Genomic DNA, 18,367 nt, shown 5'->3' with positions numbered 1-18,367 from the left:
ATGACCAATTAAAGCAGGAGATGTGCCAGTTTTGTTTTTTCTTTATTTTCAGCGTGATAGAGGGTTTCTGACAGACAAAAACGTAACGTCAAAACCCTGACGTTACGCGTCTTCCGTTCGTTGAATATCGTATTTTCGCATTTTTTCGACGAGTGTTGTACGACGCATACCTAATTTATCAGCCGCTCGAGCAACCACCCAATCTTGATTATCTAACGCTTGCCTAATCAAATTAACTTCAAGCTCAGATAAGTACTCTTTAAGGTTTACCCCTTCTTCGGGTAAGGCTGAAGAGATAGTAGCAATAGGTGCATCATCGCCTTCATAGTCTACCGCCTCTTCTTCAGGCTCTTGTGCTGCCGCTTCCGCAAACAATGCGTTGAACGCTTCACGTTCAAGAATTTCTTCGGGGTAATCAGGCTCGTACGCTTGAACATCGCCATATTGATATTTTTCCGGCAAATCAGCAATATCGACGATTTGCCCCGGATACAAAATAGTAAGACGCTCTACTAAATTTGACAATTCACGCACGTTACCCGCCCACTCATGCTCCATCAGTGATGCTATCGCGCGCTCAGTAAAACGAACGCCTTCTACACCATCACCCTGAATTCGGCTATTGAGCTCTTGAAGTAGTAACGGAATGTCATCTTTTCTCTGACGAAGCGCTGGGCTATCAATGGGGAACACATTTAAGCGATAGTACAAGTCTTCTCGAAACTTATCATCGCTTATCATGGTTTCTAAATTGCGGTGAGTAGCTGCGATTATGCGCACGTTGCACTGAATGGGCTTGTTACCCCCTACTCGCTCAAACGTGCGCTCTTGTAAAACCCTTAGAAGTTTAACTTGCATTTGCATTGGCATATCGCCAATTTCATCGAGAAACAAGGTGCCGCCTTCAGCCAACTCAAAACGACCTTTCCTAGCACTTATAGCGCCAGTGAACGCCCCTTTTTCGTGACCAAACAATTCGCTCTCAAGTAATTCACCAGGAATAGCACCGCAATTCACAGGAATAAAAGGGCCGTCTTTCCGCTCAGACAGAAAATGGACGTTGCGAGCAACGACTTCCTTTCCTGTTCCTGACTCGCCAAGAATTAGTACCGTTGCATCTGTTGGTGCAACTTGCTCGACTAAACGTCGTACTATTTGAATCTGCTCGCTTTTACCCACTAAGCTTCTAAACAAACGGGTTTTCGTTCCCGCAGCACGAGATAGTCCGGGTTTACGTCTTGTGTATTCTTGACAACGGTGTATCGCCTGAGTCAAAACTGGATACGTTAGTGGCGTTGCAATCACACTCACTAAGTTTCTATATGCAGATGCTTGGCTGTTGTTATCTACCAAGGCAACAAAAGGTATATGCGGGAATTTTTCGACAAACCCTTTTACCACTTGATTCGATGTGTACTCTATTAGCACAGCATCGGCTCCACTATCTTGCAAATATCGCTCACCCTCACTAAAGCCGCGAGATTGACACGACTCCCCCATGAAGGTCACGATAGTTTCCAAGTTTTGAATAAGTTCCTGGTTGTCACTAACCAGCAAAATGTTCTTCATCAATTCCCCGAGAACGCTTTGTTATTATTTACAGTTTAGCGCATTTACAAATTGTAACGGCAAAAGATCGCAGCGCAACATCTGATTTAGGAAATTTACCAATAAAAAAAGCAGGTTGCCCTGCTTCTTTCGAATAATATTGAAAAATGTTGCGTTAGTTTAGCAACGCAAGAACTTGACCTTCTTGCTGGTTGGCTTGTGCTTGAACGGTTAGCGCAGCTTGCCCACGCACATCATTAGCAGCTCTTTCTGAAGACGCTTGTGCGTAGTCTAAGTCTTGCAAACGGCTTCGCGCTTCTGCCGCATTAACATTGGCTTGCGTTAAATTACGCGCGGTGCCCTCGAAGCGGTTTTGTGCTGCGCCGAGATCTCCACGAGCCCCCCAATAGTCTCAATGGCATCATCAGCCGCACTTAACGCGTCGTTGACACTCGTTCCCGATGTTATATCAATTGAAAGTACATCGCTTAACTGAGACGCGATGTCTTGGGTGTTGATGCTAATAGATTGCCCACCACCCGCACCGGCTTGGAACGAAAGTTCGCCGTCATCTGAAAGTAGCGGTTTGCCAGCAAAATTAGTTTGCTCAATAGTTTGACTGATGTTCTCTTGAAGCTGAGTAATTTCTGATTGAATGGCACGGCGGTCACCGTCACTTATTACGCCACTACCTGATTGCAAGGTAAGTTCGCGTATACGATTAACGTCATCATTGATACTGCCCAGGCCACCTTCGGCCACCTGAGCAACTGAAATGCCGTCATAAACGTTGTTAATCGCCTGACGGTTGCCTTCCACTTCAGACGTTAACCTATCAATGATTTGTTGTGCTGATGCATCATCAAGCGCATTGTTCACCTTTTTGCCAGACGCCAGCTTTTCAAACAGATTATTCTGTTTTTCTTGCACTTGGCTAAGCAAAGAAGAAACACCGTTGTTGTTTATTTGCATGATTTCTGCCCTCAACTCTCACTTGTTGTGAAGTATAACACATAACTGTATATCTTCTAACCAACAGCATGTATCACGAACCATACTTATCATGGCAATTTCATACCCAATGCATTTTTGCGTTTCTTACTGAAACCTGTTTGGGGTATTCAAAATGCTAACCGCAATAATCAATATATGCTGGCTTTATTGGCAGGCGTTTTATAGTTTAAGGTTAGATGGTCAGCGGCCGATATTGTTGAATAAGCGAATGTCAGATGTGAATATTACATTGCTCATCAAGAAGTTAATCAACCAGGAAAACAAATGAATGTAGCTATTATTCCTGCTCGAGGCGGCAGTAAACGTATACCGCGTAAAAACATTAGGCTGTTTTGTGGTAAGCCAATGGTCGCTCACGCTATCGAAAACGCCTTGGCGAGCAAATTTGTTGATAAGGTCGTGGTCTCTACTGATGATCAAGAAATAGCCGACGTAGCCGTTCAATATGGCGCAGATGTGCCTTTCCTTAGACCAAATGAATTGGCAGATGATTACACCGGTACTAGCCCAGTGGTTCGTCACGCTATTGAAACGTTGTTAGATAGTGGGTGGGATATTGAGTACTGTGCGTGCGTTTATGCTACCTCTCCCTTGCTAACCACAAGTCTTATTAATAGCTGTTATGAGAAGCTGCTTAATAGTGAGGGCACGGACTACGTATTTACCGCTGCTCGTTTTTCGTTTCCAATACAGCGTGCCATACTTCAAACGGAATCCGGTGGCGTTAAGCCCTTTGATAATTTTGGCATAACTCAACGATCACAAGACCTTGAACCTGCTTACCATGATGCCGGGCAACTCTATTGGGGGCATCATAGTACTTGGTTAAATACTAATAAACGTATATTTGGCGCCAATTCAAAAATGGTCGTCATGCCAGACCACTTGGTTCAAGACATTGACACACCTGAAGACTGGGAACGCGCAGAATTGCTTTATAAGCTTATTAACAGCGAGAAAAAATAGTGAACGTCGTGGTCCGCGTTGACGGCTCAACGCATATTGGTTTAGGGCACGTTATGAGGTGCCTGACACTGGCAAAGCAGTTTTTGGCGGCTCATGAAGTGACGTTTTTGTGCTGCGAACTGCCCGAAACAGTAAAGGTGCAGATCAATGATTTGGGCATACCCGTTCTCGCGGTTAGCACAGAGAACTTTCAATTTGAAAGCACAGAAGAAGTCCTTGCCACCTCAGTTCAAGAAGAGCATGCAAGTGCCTGCCGTTCACTTCTACACGAATGCAACCTTCATTGCGTTGATATTTTGATTGTCGATCACTATCGGTTATCCGCGCCATTTTGTCGCGCGATGCGCTCCAAGTGCAATCATATTGTGGTTATTGATGACCTAGCCAACCGCCCTCACGACTGTGACGTACTTATTGATCAGAACTTTTACGACAACCTGATGACACGTTACATCGGTTTGTTACCGGACGATACACGTGCGCTTTTAGGCCCTAAATACGCACTTCTCAGAGAGTCTTTTTACGCCCCGTATACCGAGATAAGAAAGGGTAACCACTTCATAGTTTGTTTTGGTGGCAGTGATCCTGGCAATATGACCGAACGCGTTGTAGATATTATCATGGCGTTAAAGCTACAGCGCTTTACTGCCGATATTGTTGTAGGAGCAGGCTATGTAAATGCCGCGAGACTTAAAGAGAAGTTAGCAAATCAGACAAACATTGCGTTTTATCATGACACACCCTTTCTGGGGCAGCTTATGCAACGAGGGAACTTTATGATTGGCGCAGGAGGCTCAATGCATTGGGAAAGAGCTAAGTCTTCAATTGCTGGACTCATCGTTTGTCTTGCTCACAACCAAGTGGAAACCACACGCAGCCTTCATAAGTCAAAATGCTGCCTATACATCGGCAACAGTGACGACGTAGAAGACGAAGAAATTAGCAAAGCTATTGAATTTGCGTTAAATTCGCCGGAAAAAATGACAACAATAGCGAACAATGCTCGGTCACTTGTTGGCGAAGGCCAAAATCCATCTTTTGTGATGGATGAAATACTCAAAACAATTACGAGGTAGTCATGAAGCCAATCAAAATTGGTGAGATGGAAATTGGACAAGGGCTTGCACCTTTTATCATTGCAGAAATGTCAGGTAACCACGGGCAATCATTAGAAAAAGCCTACCGTCTTATTGATGCAGCGGCTGAATCTGGCGCACATGCGATAAAATTGCAAACGTACACGCCAGATACCATTACGCTAGACTGCCATGAAAATGAATTCTTTATTGAAGATCCCAACAGTCTTTGGAAGGGCAATTCTTTGTACAACTTGTATAAAGAGGCGATGACCCCTTGGGAGTGGCATAAAGAGCTTTTCGACTATGCAAAACAAAAAGGGTTAATGGCGTTTAGTACCCCGTTTGACCTCACTGCAGTGGACTTTTTAGAGACACTAGACCCACCTTGTTACAAAGTGGCATCGTTTGAAAATACTGACCACGCTATTTTAGCCGCAGTGGCGAAAACGGGTAAGCCAGTTATTGTATCGACAGGCATGGCAAGCCAAGCTGAAATTGCAGAGTCAGTAGATGTCTTGCGAGAAAATGGTTGCTCAGATCTTATATTACTGAAGTGTACGAGCAACTATCCGGCCAACCCTGTAGATGCCAATCTCAAAACGATTCCACATTTAAGTGAATTGTTTGATTGCCATGTAGGCCTATCTGATCATACGCCAGGGGTGGGCGTTGCTGTTGCAGCTGTTGCACTTGGTGCAACAGTTGTTGAAAAGCACTTTGTACTAGACAGAAACGGCGGTGAAGTTGATGCAGAGTTTTCGTTAGAACCACAAGAACTTAAATTGCTTGTAGAAGAAACGGCGCGCGCCGCGGTAGCCGTTGGGAAGGTAAGTTACGGGGCTACTGAAAGAGAAAAAGCCTCTTTAGTTCACCGACGTTCACTTTACATTGCACAAGACTTACGAGCTGGCGATACGTTAAACGCTGAGAACCTACGTTCAGTAAGACCTGGTCTTGGACTACCTCCAAAATACTTACCGCTATTGCTGGGCAAAAAGATAAAACGTGATACTTCCAAAGGTACACCTATGAGTTGGGAGCTTTTGTGACATGAAGGTAATTCTGTTTGGTGCGAGCAAAGGTGGCGAGAATTATGCCGCTAATCATCCTGACGTAGAAATTGTTGCTATTGCAGATAACGATTCGACGAAACACGGAATGACGCTTTTGGGTCGCCAAATTATTGCACCAACAGATATAATGTCACACGATTTTGAAAGTGTTGTTATCACCAGTCAATGGGTTGATCAAATACATAGCCAACTTACCAGCGAACTAGGTATTCCAGCATCAAGAATCACCATACCCAATAAACAAGCAGTTAAAGCCGACCTGCCCTTTGAGGATAAGGAGACGCTGGATTTTGCCCAAGCGCTTGCATGCACAATAAATCAGTTTTGTCGAAGACACGATATTTTGTTCTGTTTAGACTCTGGTACATTGTTAGGTGCCGTGAGAGATAAAGGGCTGATTGCCTGGGATGACGACATCGACTTTGCTATCGATAGAGCGAACTTTGTCAAGCTCCAGTCTAAACTTCAAGATTTAAACACCGTTTTGACCGAGCGCTTTAATGTAAATTGGCACATTGTGATCCTCAACGTTAATGGCATAGACTCATGCATAAACATTGAATTTAGTAACTCAAACACAAGCAAATATGTACTGTTTGATGTGAGCATTCAACGCCGAGAGGCAGTAAACGGCTACTCTGAATTATTGTCATCAGGAGGGCTTTTCTTCGCACCAGCAAAGCACTTCGATAGCTATGAGCCGATAACATTTTTGGGGGAAACGTTTTGTGCTCCCTATGATAGAGAAGGTTTTTTGACTTTTATGTACGGAAGCTGGCAAACGCAGCGAAAAACTACGCAAATTACTGACTATGAGAACCGCCGTGCCTCTTTGCCTATTCCGAAAGGCGGTATAAAAGTACAAAAACGAACAATCGACACAGCAAATAGTTAAGGCAAACGTGAACGTTCTTTTATCCAGTGCAAGCAATAAAGTTCCACTTTTACGTGCGTTACGAGATGCTGTTAAGCGAATCTCACCCGAAGGTATTGTTACCGCTGGCGACAGCAATGAAAACGTGTTAACCCGTTATTTTTGCGATGAGTTCTGGCGCATGCCACATACCGTAGAAGCAAATACCAAGGAAATTATCGGGGCACTTAAGCAACTAAATATTACCCATGTATTACCAACAAGAGACGGCGAGCTTCTCTTCTGGGCACAAATTAAAGAAACGCTAATGGCCGAAAACATCTCGGTTATTGTGTCAGAGTGCGAGTCAATTGAGCGATGTTTGGATAAATTGCAATTTGCTCAATTAAACTTACCTTCCATTATCCCCGCTTTTGATGAATTAGATGTCGACTTGCCGCGCAATAAGACTCAGCGCTTAGTTGTAAAAGAGCGCTTTGGCGCTGGCAGTAAATCCATTGGAATAAACCTTAGTGCAAACGACGCAGTGGCTCACGCAAGCAACCTGTCATCCCCGATTTATCAGCCCTTTATTGAAGGGAGTGAAATTAGTGTCGATGCGTGGTTAACTCGTGATGGTAGAGTGAAAGCGGCCATGTGCCGTGTCCGCGAACTTGTTATAAATGGTGAGTCCCAAGTTACGTATACACTACCTCAATCACCATTGTTGCCTACTATCCAAGAAACACTTGAAGCCTTAAACCTATCAGGCCCCGTTGTACTGCAAGCTATAGTATGTAATGAAAAACTACACATTATCGAATGTAACTCTAGATTTGGCGGGGCTTCTACCTTGGGTATTAAATCTGGCGTTGACAGCTTGTACTGGAGTTTGTGTGAAGCGTTAGGCCACGATATTGACGCTATACCCGTTGAGCTTTCAAAAGAAAAAATCACGCAAATGCGTGCGGCTACAGATTACTATTTATGATTTACATCTTTGACCTTGACGACACACTGTACGATGAACGCCACTATGTTGAATCAGGCCTACGCGCCGTTGCATCCTTCGTTGAAGACACATGGGGAATAAGTAAAGAGACGGGCATAAATCAACTCATTACGCTATTAGATAACAATGGTAGAGGCCGTATTTTCAATGATTACCTTGCCATGCACGATATTGCAGTAACAAAGACCAACGTGAAGGCATGTGTTTCTGCCTATCGGCTACACAAACCGTCTCTTGCCATGCCATCTGAGCATCTTTTGCTTTTAAGCGCGCTACCAGCGCCTTTGTACTTAGTAACGGATGGGAACAAAGTAGTTCAAGGCAATAAGGTCGACGCGTTAAACATTTCTCATTTGTTCAGACGCGTATTCGTTACTCATCGATTTGGCGTCAAACATGCCAAGCCATCTACCTACTGTTTCGAGAAGATAAAGCAAGCTGAGCAGTGTGAATGGCGGGATATGGTGTATGTTGGAGATAATCCAGCAAAAGATTTTGTTAATCTCAATAAACTGGGAATGCCCACTGTAAGAGTACTTACTGGTGTGCATAAAGACGTGATTGCAAAACGGGGATATGAGGCTGAACATACTATTCCACATTTGTGTGAGCTTACGTCTCTTACACTTTAAAAATTCTGCTTTATTCCAGCCACTCGCTTTCAGCTTTTTTGTGCAAAAACATGTGTGGTGATATCCAACTAACCGCATAGTTTCTAATGGTTTATGGCAAAGTTGCCGACACATGATATATTGTGTGTATAACCATAAAAACAGCGAGCAAACTATGTTCGACGGAAAATCGATTCTCATAACAGGTGGTACAGGGTCATTTGGTCATAAGTATGTCGAAACCTTGTTAGCGAGACACAAACCAAAGCGCTTAATTATTTACTCGCGTGACGAACTAAAACAGTTTGAAATGCAGCAGAAATTTAATGCCCCTTGCATGCGATATTTTATTGGTGATGTACGCGATAAAGAGCGTATGCATCGCGCTATGCAAGGCGTAGACTTTGTTATTCACGCAGCGGCTATGAAGCAAGTACCTGCTGCCGAGTACAACCCCACTGAGTGCATACGTACAAATATCGACGGTGCAGAAAATGTTATTAATGCTGCGATTGATAATAACGTAGAAAAAGTGATCGCGCTTTCTACTGACAAAGCTGCAAACCCCGTCAATCTTTATGGTGCAACCAAATTAGCTTCAGACAAACTTTTTGTTGCAGCAAACAACATTGTTGGCGCTGGCGCATCGCGTTTTTCTGTTGTTCGATATGGCAATGTAGTAGGCTCTCGAGGTTCGGTAGTTCCGTTTTTCAATAAACTTATTGCTGAAGGTAGCGATCATATTCCGGTTACACATAAAGATATGACGCGCTTTTGGATAACGTTGCAGCAAGGCGTAGACTTTGTTTTAAAGAACTTTGAACGCATGCTTGGTGGCGAAATATTTGTTCCGAAAATACCGTCAATTCGCATAATCGACTTGGCTAAGGCAATGGCACCTAACACGCCAATTAAATATGTTGGTATTCGCCCTGGTGAAAAGCTTCATGAGATGATGTGTCCTGGTGATATGTCACTGCATACCTTTGAATTCGACGACCATTTCGTCATTGCACCTGCTATCAAGTTTTTCCACAGAAGTAACAATTTCACGTCAAATGCACTAAGCGAACAAGGCAAGCCTGTAGATTCAGGGTTTGAATATGTATCAGATTCCAACGCTGAATTTTTGAGTATAGAAGAAATTAAACAGTTTAATGAGGAAGCGCAAAAGTGATTCCTTATGGCCGCCAGCACCTTGATGAAAGCGATATTGAAGCCGTTTTAGAAACGCTGAAATCGGATTGGTTAACCCAGGGGCCGACGGTCCCTAAGTTTGAAAATGCACTTGCAGATTATTGCAATGCAAATTATGGCGTTGCTGTTAATAGCGCAACATCGGCCCTTCATATCGCATGCCTTGCTCTTGATGTAGGCCCAGGCGACTGCGTGTGGACTTCGCCTAACTCATTTGTTGCCTCATCAAACTGTGCGCTTTACTGTGGCGCAGATATAGACTTTGTCGACATTGATTTGCAAACTGGCAACATGTGTGTTGACGCGCTAAAACATAAGTTAGAAAACGCTCAAGCGAACGACTGTTTACCCAAAGTAGTCATTCCCGTACATTTTGCGGGGCAACCTTGTGACATGGCACTAATTAGGGTGCTCTCCAAACAGTATGGTTTCTACGTTATCGAAGATGCCTCTCATGCTGTTGGTGCAAAATATCAAAACCAATTAGTCGGTAGTTGTGAATACTCTGATATTTGCGTGTTTAGTTTCCACCCGGTGAAAATTATTACCACTATGGAAGGTGGAATGGCACTGACTAATGACCCGTCGCTTGCCGATAAAATGCGCATGCTACGAAGTCATGGTATAACGAATGACCCTGCCCGGATGACTGAAGAAAGCCACGGGCCTTGGTATTACGAACAAGTGGCCTTGGGTTTTAACTATCGAATGACGGACGTAGAGGCAGCGCTTGGGTTAAGTCAGTTAAACAAACTCGAAGATTTTTTGGAAAAGAGAAATATTTTAGCTAGGCATTACGACAGCCTTTTCCGCCTATACTCAAATATTTTTCCGCTGACGCAGAGCAACGACAACTACTCAAGTTATCATTTATACGTGGTAAAAGTGGATTCGCTAGATAGTGACAAACACGCGAAGCTTATAAGCGAACTGAGAGAGCGAGGTATTTTTGCTCATGTTCATTATATCCCCATTCACTTGCAGCCTCATTACAAGAGTTTGGGCTTTAAAAACGGCGACTACCCAAACGCAGAGCATTACTATCAACAAGCAGTCACGCTACCATTATTCCCCGATTTGACGCTAGAAGAAGTAGAGCAGGTTGTTGATACGCTCTCAAACGCAGTCAACAGCGTTAATAGCAAGTAACCAGCCTACTCACTGTCACCACTCTGTTCGCATTAGCACTTTCTTAAAACTGAAATGCAATCTAGTGCTTCTATTCCCCAATCCATTATTTGCTGTTCTTCCACAGTGAAACCACTCTTTTCACACAAATGACGCATATCTTTAGCGTTAAATTCGCTGCGACAATGAGGATTTTTTCTCCAATTTTTATCTGCTTTGAAACTATTATGCTCTCTTGCATTGGAATGATGAATAACCGCAAATCCACCACTTTTTAAGATGCGTGAAAACTCAGTTAAAATATAGTCAATGCTTCTGTAATCAAAATGTACCATCGCATCCCAACTGTAAAGCAGGTCAATGCTATTTTTATCCAGATGTATCCTTTCTGGTTCACTGACTATGCATTCAACGTTGTTTTTGTCACGAAATCTTTGGACACAATAATCGATCGCTTCGCGACTGGTATCAACGCAAACGAGAAAATCGGAGAAACTACTCAAGAGTTCTGCAATCCGGCCTTTGCCACAAGCAAAATCAACTACTCTGGAAAAACTGAAATCATATTTTCGTATTAGAGGTTCGAGGTAAGTTTGAAATTGAACCTCATTATGCCCTTCTGCATCGCTATAATATTCATTCCAGTCAAAGGAATGCGGCTCAAACTGGCTCTCTTCCATTGCATGATTTTCTGCAAGCGTAACAACTCTATCGGCCTCAACACCTTGTTGAATCAAATGCTGTTTGATTTCTTCACCAAATTTTAACGACGCGACGACGATTTGATAAGCTGGAAGCTGAGACACATCCTTTTCGGGAAGAAAAACAACATTCCCGACTTTTTTTGACGATACTATTTTCTTGTCGGTCACGTAGATAACAGCAAAAGGCTGAGTTACCTCTAGCTGCTTTAAGAAAGATAGGCCAATAGCGCCAGCCCCATAGACAATAACACCTTCATTTTGAGAGACACTGCCAAAAGGAAAAAGATAAAACATATAACTTCCTATATAACGGTTAACACTTTATCGCGTAGTAAATTTATGATGTCTTGTTTCTTGGGAAGCGTCGCAACAACAACTGCATCAACGGCTTCGATTGTCATCTTTTCTGGAGAGACAATGGGATATGAAAAACACTCACCGACTAGATAAGTATCGACCACTTGTTTAATTTCGATAGCCGGAAACTCTTGCTCAATCGCCTTTATTATTCGTCTACCTCTAGCCCCTGCCCCCCAAACAATGACACTTCCCCCAGTACCGCATTCCTTATTAAGGTTTTCTAGCATCAAGCGGTCTTCTGCATCGAGAAAGAGCGTGAGTACATTATTTGAAAATGGAACAGCCTCATAGATCGTTCTGTATGACGCTGTAAAAGAGTGAGTTGATGACAGGTGCCAAGGTTTTTCTTGACCAGTAAAATGCACAACAACAGGCGTATCTACTAGTTGGTGATTTAATGTATACGTTTGCGCATTAAACTTTGCATCCAAATACTGAACTTCTCTATCAAGGACTTTGTTTAATACATCCTGATCATTGTATTCCCACTGCGTTTTTGAATTGTGAATATGCAGTAACCGAACAAACGTATCTCTTTCGCGCCATTTAACCAAATCAATGAGCATGACATAGGCATTAAAATAATGGGACGACAAAAGCCCTAAAGTCGCTAGGTCGATGCTGAGACATCAATGAGTGGTCCTCAACAACACCAGCAACGTGATCGTATAAAGGTGTTTCCCATAACGCACTTAGATCGCCAGTTACGAGAACGTCAGCATCTAGATAAATCACTCTATCTAAGTCAGGTAATATCTCTGCAAGTGCATAGCGAACAAAAGTAATGCTGTTTAGGCGACCTTGATAACGGTCGCTAAGCTCACTGTGAGGAATGTTGACATCGTGAGCCACGAAATTAATGGTCGTTGTTTCGTTTTCCAGAGTATAAAAGCTTTGCTTTACCGATTCAGATAGATTGCCAATGATTGAAATTGAAACATGAGATTGAGTATTTGCCAGTAAGCTCATAATGCTCACGGCCAAATAAGGCGCAAAATCATCATCGATACAAAAGGCGACATTGATCATCGTTCAAGTCCTTGGAAAAAGAGTGCCTTGTAGGCATAAGTCGTATTTAGCGGTAACATGTCTAAGTTCACGGAATATATAAAAATTGTTGACCCAATGTCATTGTGTAATAGTACTTTGTTTGTATCTCGTTAGATACAAGAAGACTTAAACCATTATTGTGATATCGACCGCATATGATGGAACTAAAGAAGGCATTTCACTAAGGCTTAGTGCAGATTTGCCGATATTCAATTAAAGCTAGCTCACAAATATGCTAAAAGTAAAAAAATGACACTTCAAACGTTAAACAGACATGAGCAAGACATCCCATCGGTCTCACATGAAGACTCCTTTGTAGCTTATCGAGATAGAGTAAATAGCGTTAAAGGCAAAATAGTCGCTTCTTTTGAATCTATTGAAGATGCACTGGCTAATACATTACGTACAGAACAAAAAGAATGGGTGCTGGGCGAGCATTCTGTTCGAAAATTAGAAAAGCGGTTTGTGCTTCGAGGAAATTTGGCGGTTAAAGACGAGCCACTTATGAGCAACTTAACGAATTGTCAGATTTTGGCAATTGGTACTTATTTACTCGAAGCAATGAATGAAGAGTTTAAGGAAGCTAGAGATTTAAACTCTCTCAATACCGCAGTAAGACTTACTGATTATTTGCTTTCACTTCCTGTTGAGCATATTAAGCGTAGTGCACCGTTGAAAAGTGCTTTGGATAACTTGTTAAATAATTTAGAGATATTAAATAATGAGTAGGGCAAATGACATCGGCTTTATTTCCATGCCCGGCGCTAGAGCTTCGGCGTACATGGATGTTTTCTCTGAACTTGGGAAGTTTCCATCGTGTATCATAAAACTACACAACCCCCATTTAGATAGAACGTTAACCGCGTTAAAAAATATCTCTCAGTCATACATATTAATGGAAAATGATGAAGAGTCTCTTTCAAGAAAAGCAGAGATCCCATGTTATCCAGTTGAATGCACGAATATCAATGATGATGAAGTGTTAAGCCTACTCAAAAAGACGGGGATAAAAACTTGGATTTTTAGTGGTGGAGGAATCGTCAAACCTCACTTTTTTGAAGCTGGCATCCGCTTTTTACATGTACACCCTGGGCAATTGCCAGAAGTGCGAGGTAGTACGTGTTTTTACTATTCTTTGCTTTGCGACAACACGCTAGCAGCGACTGCGTTTTTTTTGACAGAAGAAATTGATGCTGGTGAATCAATTGCATGTAGTCACTTTAAAGTCAATCTACCTGCAGACACGTTAGATTCACATTACATGGACTATGTAATCGACCCATGGATAAGAGCTCAAACACTAAAACCTGTCTGGCAAGCATGGCCAAATATCACTGATATGCAAAAGAAAAAGACAAGCATTAGAAGCCATGCCCCGAGCTCTCGGCCTTGTTATGTTATGCATCCGTTGTTGAGAGCTATGGCAATCAACAAAGTAGTCAAGCGCTTTGATCCAACGCGACCTATAGGGCTATATGAACATGAGTAATTCAAACACAGGTCAAGTACTTTGGCTGACGGGTCTTTCAGGCGCTGGCAAATCAACAATTGCAGAAAAGCTAATTGTACTTTTCAAAGAGCGCGGAAACGTTCCCATTGTGCTTGATGGGGACCAAATTAGGGCTGCTATTGACGACCCACACTGGCTTTTTGATGAAGAAAGTAGATTGCGCGGCTCATACATCTATGCGCGTTTGGCATTACTATTCGCTTCACAAGGACACTTAGTGATAGTGCCAACGATAAGCATGTTTGAACAGGTGAGAAACTGGAATAGGAAGCACAATACACACTATTTTGAAGTCTATTTGGAGACCTCACAACAAGTTAGATTAAATCGGGATCCTAAGAAGCTATACGAATCACATAGTCAAGGTAAGAACGCGCATATGCCTGGCTTAGATTTAAATATAGAACTTCCAGAAGCTCCCGACCTAACTATTAGTAATAACGGAGACATTACAACTGCTGACGAGGTAGCGAAACGCATATTCGATGTATTCTGTGAGCAATTTTTATGAAAAACTCAAATAATGTAGTTGCATTTACAACCGCTGAACTATCATTGGATTTGTCCAAAGCAGAAGTTCTTTCAAGTCTATTTGATAGATTGAAAAGCGCATCAGTGCTTCCTCTGCAGCTTTTTACACTTGCCGATTGGCACAAAAATAGAGAAAGAATTCTTGAATCAGTGGCTGCATTGGGCACTACGCTTATCGTTCGCTCGAGCTGTTTGAATGAAGATACTGAACACGGTAGCCAAGCTGGAAAATATACATCTCTGCTTAATGTTTCTAACACTTTAGAATCGCTGACCTCTGCTATAAATGAAGTGTTCTCTTCCTATGGCGATGCTCAAGAAAATGATCAAGTATTTGTACAGCCTATGCTTGATGCACCTGACTATGTAGGTGTTGCTTTCAACAGAGAACCTAACAGCAATGGAAAATATTATGTTATCAGCGCAGACGTTACTGGCGATACACAGTCGGTAACGTCTGGGGCAGACTCCACAATACAAAACTGGTTTATTCGCCACGATGCAAGACCAGATGAAAAGTGGCTAACACAAGTTATCATTCTTTTTGAAGAACTTCGCTCGATATATGGTGAATGCGCGCTTGATATTGAGTTTGCTATACAAAAAAATAGACTTTATTTGTTACAAGTGCGCCCCCTCGTTTTAGCCAAGCAGTGTGACAATGACTATTCTGAACAATATGATTTAGAGCTTTCTTGTATCGAAAAAAAGCTCAAACGCATGACCAATCGTCACCCCTACCTTTGTGGAGAGCAAACACTTTTTGGCGTTATGCCAGACTGGAACCCAGCTGAAATAATTGGCATAAAGCCAAAACCATTAGCGCTTTCTCTTTACAAGGAGCTGGTAACAGACCGAGTTTGGGCACAACAACGTTATAATTATGGTTATCGAAACGTCTACAATCATCCGCTTCTTTTGGTATTGGGTGGAACGCCGTTTGTTGATATTAGAGCGAGTTTCAACTCCTTTATTCCCAATACTCTTGATGACTCGCTTGCTGAAAAGTTAGTCAATTACTATCTGACTGTACTAAAAGCATCACCACAGCTTCACGATAAAGTAGAGTTTGACATTGTCCTATCCTGCTTCAATTTCGCACTAGATCGAAACTTGGAAGAGCTTGCGCAACATGGCTTTACTGAAATCGAGTGTCAGGAAATACGTAAAGCACTTATTACCCTTACAGACAATGTAATAACTGACAAGCGTAGCGTTTTTCATCAAGACATCAAAAAAATTGATGAGCTTGAGAAGCGACAGACTCAAATCATACAATCTGATCTCAATAAAATAGATAAAATCTATTGGCTAATTGAAGACTGCAAAGCGTTTGGTACATTGCCTTTCGCAGGGCTTGCCCGTGCCGGGTTTATCGCTATTCAATTGCTCAAGTCGATGTGTGATACCGGCTTAATAAACCAAAGTGATTACGATAGCTTTTTAAACAGTGTCAAAACCGTTAGCTCCTTATTACTGGAAGATAGTCAAAAAATGGAGCGCAGCGCCCTTATCGAAAAATATGGACATTTACGACCAGGCACTTATGACATCACCTCAAAACGTTACGATGAAGAACCAGACGTTTTCTTGTCAACGGTAAAGAGCACGCCTAACTCTGCCGACATATTCGCACTTTCGTTAGCACAGTTAAACCGCATCAATGAAGCGTTGAAATGGAACGGGCTCTCATGCGATGCAATCTCTCTATTCAATTTTATTAAGAGTGCTATTGAAGCACGTGAATATGGAAAATTTGTTTTTTCACGTAGTTTGAGTAATACCTTAGTTCTTATAGAGCAACTTGGTAATCAGGTAGGCTTTAGCCGCGACGACTTGGCATATGCCGATATAAAAGAGATATTACGTTTACAGTCAACCAGCCACAGCGCAACGACAACATTAGGAAGCTCCATAGAACTTGGGAAAGAATACTACGGTATGTGTCAACGGATTAAGCTGCCAGCATTGATTCGCCACCCCGCTGATGCCAGTTATTACCAAGTTTTAGCAGAAGAACCTAACTTCGTTACATCAGGCTGTGTGACGGCATCAGTATGCACAGATATAGACCCCAAGAATGTTAGGGGGAAGATTGTGTTTATAGAAGCTGCCGATCCTGGGTTTGATTGGCTTTTTGCCTATGATATAGCAGGGCTAGTAACCCAGTATGGCGGACTCAATTCACATATGGCTATTCGAGCACAGGAGCTCAATGTTCCCGCCATTGTAGGGGCCGGAGAATGGTGGTTTAAGCATTGGAAAAAGGCACAAACACTTCGTATTGACTGCCAAAGCCAAAAGGTGCACGTTGTTTCATGAAACCCATATTTGTTACACAGCGTGTAGATGTACTAGAAGACCGCAATGAAACACGAGATAGCTTAGATCAAAAGTGGTCATCCCTTCTCATGGCCTGCGAGCTGCTTCCAATTATGGTTCCTAATAATTTTGAAGCGGCACAAGCACTGTACCACGCTATCACGCCCTCAGGCCTTCTTCTCACTGGAGGTAATTCACTCGCATCCTATGGTGGAGATGCGCCTATGAGAGACAAAACTGAAGCACTGCTCCTAAATCTATTTATGGCTGATCGAAAACCTATCTTAGGTGTGTGTCGAGGAATGCAGGTAATTCAAGACCGGTTCGGCCAAAAGCTTGTCCATGTCGAGGGGCACGTGGCTCAAACAATTGAAATAGAGTTCAAAAAGATGCATCGCACTGTAAACAGTTACCACGAGTTAGGTGCGCGTAGGAACACAACAGAGTTTTTAGTCGATGCTAAATCTGGCGACGGTGTCATAAAAGCTATATCACATCCTTCAGCGCCTATTGCTGGTGTAATGTGGCACCCAGAAAGAGAAACAAAGTTCTGTGAATATGATATTAAATTAATAAGAGAGTTCTTTAATCAATGAAAGCAGTCATACTTGTAGCAGGCCTTGGTAGTCGATTACGACCGTACACAAACGAACTTCCAAAAGCACTGGTTCCATTGAATGGCAGACCTTTACTTGAGTATCAACTTAGCACCCTTCGTCGATGCGACGTTAGCAACATAAGCTTAGTGACTGGCTATATTCCCGAGGCATTTAATTCTTATGGCCTCTCTCACTTTCACAATGACCAATACGCAAGTAGCAATATGGTCTATTCACTAATGCAGGCGCGCTCACTTTTTGATGGTCAAGAAGACCTTTTGATTTGCTATGGTGACATCGTATATAACCAAAAGGTACTCGACAATGTCATAAACAGCCCTGGCTCCCTTGTAGTTTCAGCTGATTTAGATTGGCTTTCACTGTGGCAACTAAGAATGGATAACCCCTATTCTGACGCTGAGTCGTTCATTATGGAGCAAGACAGCCAACGCATTTGCTCTTTAGGCCAAAAGATACAAGCAAAAGAAGATGCACAAGCTCAGTATATTGGACTGCTAAAGGTATCAGCTGAATTTCAGTCTCGGTGGCTTGAGGCATATGACAAGATGCCATTATCAAAGGCCCGAAACCTTTATATGACTGACTTTATTCAAACTTTGATAGACGAAAAGCACGAAGTAACTGCAGCACTTCATCATGGTGGCTGGCTGGAAGTAGATAGTGTTGAAGACAAAATAAAGTATGAAAACGATGACCAAATAAAAACACTATTAACTCAAATTAATGTTATCTAGGGCCTGTTTTTTATTTATTTTTAAGTAAACTCCACAAGCCATGACAACCTCAATA

The 18,367-nt window shown here is 42.5% G+C and carries 18 protein-coding genes and 1 pseudogene; 14 read left to right on the top strand and 5 right to left on the bottom strand.

Annotated elements, in window-relative coordinates; genetic code table 11:
- Positions 1 to 102: 102 nt before the first annotated feature.
- Positions 103 to 1,569, bottom strand: coding sequence for a sigma-54 dependent transcriptional regulator (locus V6N89_RS05365; RefSeq protein ID WP_338516666.1), 1,467 nt, complete (start codon positions 1,567 to 1,569; stop codon positions 103 to 105).
- A gap of 154 nt (positions 1,570 to 1,723) precedes the next feature.
- Positions 1,724 to 2,520, bottom strand: a pseudogene (locus V6N89_RS05360) (flagellin).
- A gap of 306 nt (positions 2,521 to 2,826) precedes the next feature.
- Here V6N89_RS05360 and pseF point away from each other — a divergent pair.
- The 8 genes from pseF to pseC all read left to right on the top strand — a co-directional run bounded on the left by pseF (position 2,827) and on the right by pseC (position 10,502).
- A complete protein-coding gene (pseF, locus tag V6N89_RS05355) occupies positions 2,827 to 3,528 on the top strand; it encodes a pseudaminic acid cytidylyltransferase (protein ID WP_338516665.1) in 702 nt (233 codons plus the stop codon).
- The gene (pseG, locus tag V6N89_RS05350; protein ID WP_338516663.1) at positions 3,528 to 4,604 is read left to right on the top strand and encodes a UDP-2,4-diacetamido-2,4,6-trideoxy-beta-L-altropyranose hydrolase; all 1,077 of its coding nucleotides are present in this window, start codon (positions 3,528 to 3,530) and stop codon (positions 4,602 to 4,604) included. The genes pseF and pseG overlap by 1 nt, the downstream gene beginning before the upstream one ends.
- 2 nt (positions 4,605 to 4,606) lie before the next feature.
- Positions 4,607 to 5,656: a pseudaminic acid synthase gene (gene pseI / locus V6N89_RS05345; protein WP_338516661.1), complete on the top strand. Its 1,050-nt coding sequence runs from the start codon at positions 4,607 to 4,609 to the stop codon at positions 5,654 to 5,656.
- Position 5,657: 1 nt separating this feature from the next.
- Positions 5,658 to 6,575, top strand: coding sequence for a LicD family protein (locus V6N89_RS05340; protein ID WP_338516660.1), 918 nt, complete (start codon positions 5,658 to 5,660; stop codon positions 6,573 to 6,575).
- Positions 6,576 to 6,582: 7 nt separating this feature from the next.
- On the top strand, positions 6,583 to 7,524 hold the full coding sequence (locus V6N89_RS05335; RefSeq protein WP_338516659.1) for an ATP-grasp domain-containing protein: 942 nt from the start codon (positions 6,583 to 6,585) through the stop codon (positions 7,522 to 7,524).
- A complete protein-coding gene (locus V6N89_RS05330; RefSeq protein WP_338516658.1) occupies positions 7,521 to 8,177 on the top strand; it encodes an HAD family hydrolase in 657 nt (218 codons plus the stop codon). Before V6N89_RS05335 ends, V6N89_RS05330 begins: the two co-directional genes overlap by 4 nt.
- A gap of 154 nt (positions 8,178 to 8,331) precedes the next feature.
- The gene (gene pseB, locus V6N89_RS05325; protein WP_338516657.1) at positions 8,332 to 9,333 is read left to right on the top strand and encodes a UDP-N-acetylglucosamine 4,6-dehydratase (inverting); all 1,002 of its coding nucleotides are present in this window, start codon (positions 8,332 to 8,334) and stop codon (positions 9,331 to 9,333) included.
- The gene (gene pseC / locus V6N89_RS05320) at positions 9,330 to 10,502 is read left to right on the top strand and encodes a UDP-4-amino-4,6-dideoxy-N-acetyl-beta-L-altrosamine transaminase (protein WP_346993505.1); all 1,173 of its coding nucleotides are present in this window, start codon (positions 9,330 to 9,332) and stop codon (positions 10,500 to 10,502) included. Before pseB ends, pseC begins: the two co-directional genes overlap by 4 nt.
- Positions 10,503 to 10,534: 32 nt before the next feature.
- On the opposite strand, the gene V6N89_RS05315 is transcribed toward pseC, so the two are convergent.
- From V6N89_RS05315 to V6N89_RS05305, 3 genes are read right to left on the bottom strand one after another with little or no spacing between them, the layout of a single operon-like run.
- Positions 10,535 to 11,479, bottom strand: coding sequence for a class I SAM-dependent methyltransferase (locus tag V6N89_RS05315; protein WP_338516656.1), 945 nt, complete (start codon positions 11,477 to 11,479; stop codon positions 10,535 to 10,537).
- An 8-nt stretch (positions 11,480 to 11,487) separates the two neighbouring features.
- A complete protein-coding gene (locus V6N89_RS05310) occupies positions 11,488 to 12,111 on the bottom strand; it encodes a glycosyltransferase family 8 protein (protein WP_346993504.1) in 624 nt (207 codons plus the stop codon).
- A 10-nt stretch (positions 12,112 to 12,121) separates the two neighbouring features.
- On the bottom strand, positions 12,122 to 12,574 hold the full coding sequence (locus V6N89_RS05305) for a glycosyltransferase (protein WP_346993503.1): 453 nt from the start codon (positions 12,572 to 12,574) through the stop codon (positions 12,122 to 12,124).
- A 270-nt stretch (positions 12,575 to 12,844) separates the two neighbouring features.
- Between V6N89_RS05305 and V6N89_RS05300 the strand changes: the two genes are divergently transcribed.
- From V6N89_RS05300 to V6N89_RS05275, 6 genes are read left to right on the top strand one after another with little or no spacing between them, the layout of a single operon-like run.
- Positions 12,845 to 13,324, top strand: a complete 480-nt coding sequence (locus V6N89_RS05300) for a hypothetical protein (RefSeq protein ID WP_338516655.1) — start codon at positions 12,845 to 12,847, stop codon at positions 13,322 to 13,324.
- Entirely contained in the window at positions 13,317 to 14,084 is a 768-nt protein-coding gene (locus V6N89_RS05295) for a hypothetical protein (RefSeq protein WP_338516654.1), read from the top strand. The genes V6N89_RS05300 and V6N89_RS05295 overlap by 8 nt, the downstream gene beginning before the upstream one ends.
- Complete coding sequence (locus V6N89_RS05290; protein WP_338516653.1) at positions 14,077 to 14,616, top strand: adenylyl-sulfate kinase; 540 nt, start codon at positions 14,077 to 14,079, stop codon at positions 14,614 to 14,616. The genes V6N89_RS05295 and V6N89_RS05290 overlap by 8 nt, the downstream gene beginning before the upstream one ends.
- On the top strand, positions 14,613 to 16,958 hold the full coding sequence (locus V6N89_RS05285; RefSeq protein ID WP_346993502.1) for a PEP-utilizing enzyme: 2,346 nt from the start codon (positions 14,613 to 14,615) through the stop codon (positions 16,956 to 16,958). Before V6N89_RS05290 ends, V6N89_RS05285 begins: the two co-directional genes overlap by 4 nt.
- Positions 16,955 to 17,554, top strand: coding sequence for a gamma-glutamyl-gamma-aminobutyrate hydrolase family protein (locus tag V6N89_RS05280; RefSeq protein WP_338516650.1), 600 nt, complete (start codon positions 16,955 to 16,957; stop codon positions 17,552 to 17,554). Before V6N89_RS05285 ends, V6N89_RS05280 begins: the two co-directional genes overlap by 4 nt.
- Entirely contained in the window at positions 17,551 to 18,312 is a 762-nt protein-coding gene (locus tag V6N89_RS05275; RefSeq protein ID WP_338516649.1) for a phosphocholine cytidylyltransferase family protein, read from the top strand. Before V6N89_RS05280 ends, V6N89_RS05275 begins: the two co-directional genes overlap by 4 nt.
- The last annotated feature ends 55 nt before the right edge of the window (positions 18,313 to 18,367 follow it).

Source organism: Alteromonas gracilis, assembly GCF_036870955.2.
In the GTDB taxonomy this organism is placed as follows: Bacteria; Pseudomonadota; Gammaproteobacteria; order Enterobacterales; family Alteromonadaceae; genus Alteromonas; species Alteromonas gracilis_A.
The sequence above is the reverse complement of the archived record's forward strand: the minus strand, read 5'-3'. Positions and strand labels throughout refer to the sequence as shown.

What these genes read in the sequence shown, in the direction of transcription:
- V6N89_RS05365 (WP_338516666.1), bottom strand. Translation starts at nt 1,569, where the DNA reads ATGAAGAACATTTTGCTGGTTAGTGACAACCAGGAACTTATTCAAAAC.
- pseF (WP_338516665.1), top strand. Translation starts at nt 2,827, where the DNA reads ATGAATGTAGCTATTATTCCTGCTCGAGGCGGCAGTAAACGTATACCG.
- pseI (WP_338516661.1), top strand. Translation starts at nt 4,607, where the DNA reads ATGAAGCCAATCAAAATTGGTGAGATGGAAATTGGACAAGGGCTTGCA.
- V6N89_RS05340 (WP_338516660.1), top strand. Translation starts at nt 5,658, where the DNA reads ATGAAGGTAATTCTGTTTGGTGCGAGCAAAGGTGGCGAGAATTATGCC.
- V6N89_RS05330 (WP_338516658.1), top strand. Translation starts at nt 7,521, where the DNA reads ATGATTTACATCTTTGACCTTGACGACACACTGTACGATGAACGCCAC.
- pseB (WP_338516657.1), top strand. Translation starts at nt 8,332, where the DNA reads ATGTTCGACGGAAAATCGATTCTCATAACAGGTGGTACAGGGTCATTT.
- V6N89_RS05315 (WP_338516656.1), bottom strand. Translation starts at nt 11,479, where the DNA reads ATGTTTTATCTTTTTCCTTTTGGCAGTGTCTCTCAAAATGAAGGTGTT.
- V6N89_RS05310 (WP_346993504.1), bottom strand. Translation starts at nt 12,111, where the DNA reads ATGCTCATTGATTTGGTTAAATGGCGCGAAAGAGATACGTTTGTTCGG.
- V6N89_RS05305 (WP_346993503.1), bottom strand. Translation starts at nt 12,574, where the DNA reads ATGATCAATGTCGCCTTTTGTATCGATGATGATTTTGCGCCTTATTTG.
- V6N89_RS05300 (WP_338516655.1), top strand. Translation starts at nt 12,845, where the DNA reads ATGACACTTCAAACGTTAAACAGACATGAGCAAGACATCCCATCGGTC.
- V6N89_RS05295 (WP_338516654.1), top strand. Translation starts at nt 13,317, where the DNA reads ATGAGTAGGGCAAATGACATCGGCTTTATTTCCATGCCCGGCGCTAGA.
- V6N89_RS05290 (WP_338516653.1), top strand. Translation starts at nt 14,077, where the DNA reads ATGAGTAATTCAAACACAGGTCAAGTACTTTGGCTGACGGGTCTTTCA.
- V6N89_RS05285 (WP_346993502.1), top strand. Translation starts at nt 14,613, where the DNA reads ATGAAAAACTCAAATAATGTAGTTGCATTTACAACCGCTGAACTATCA.
- V6N89_RS05280 (WP_338516650.1), top strand. Translation starts at nt 16,955, where the DNA reads ATGAAACCCATATTTGTTACACAGCGTGTAGATGTACTAGAAGACCGC.
- V6N89_RS05275 (WP_338516649.1), top strand. Translation starts at nt 17,551, where the DNA reads ATGAAAGCAGTCATACTTGTAGCAGGCCTTGGTAGTCGATTACGACCG.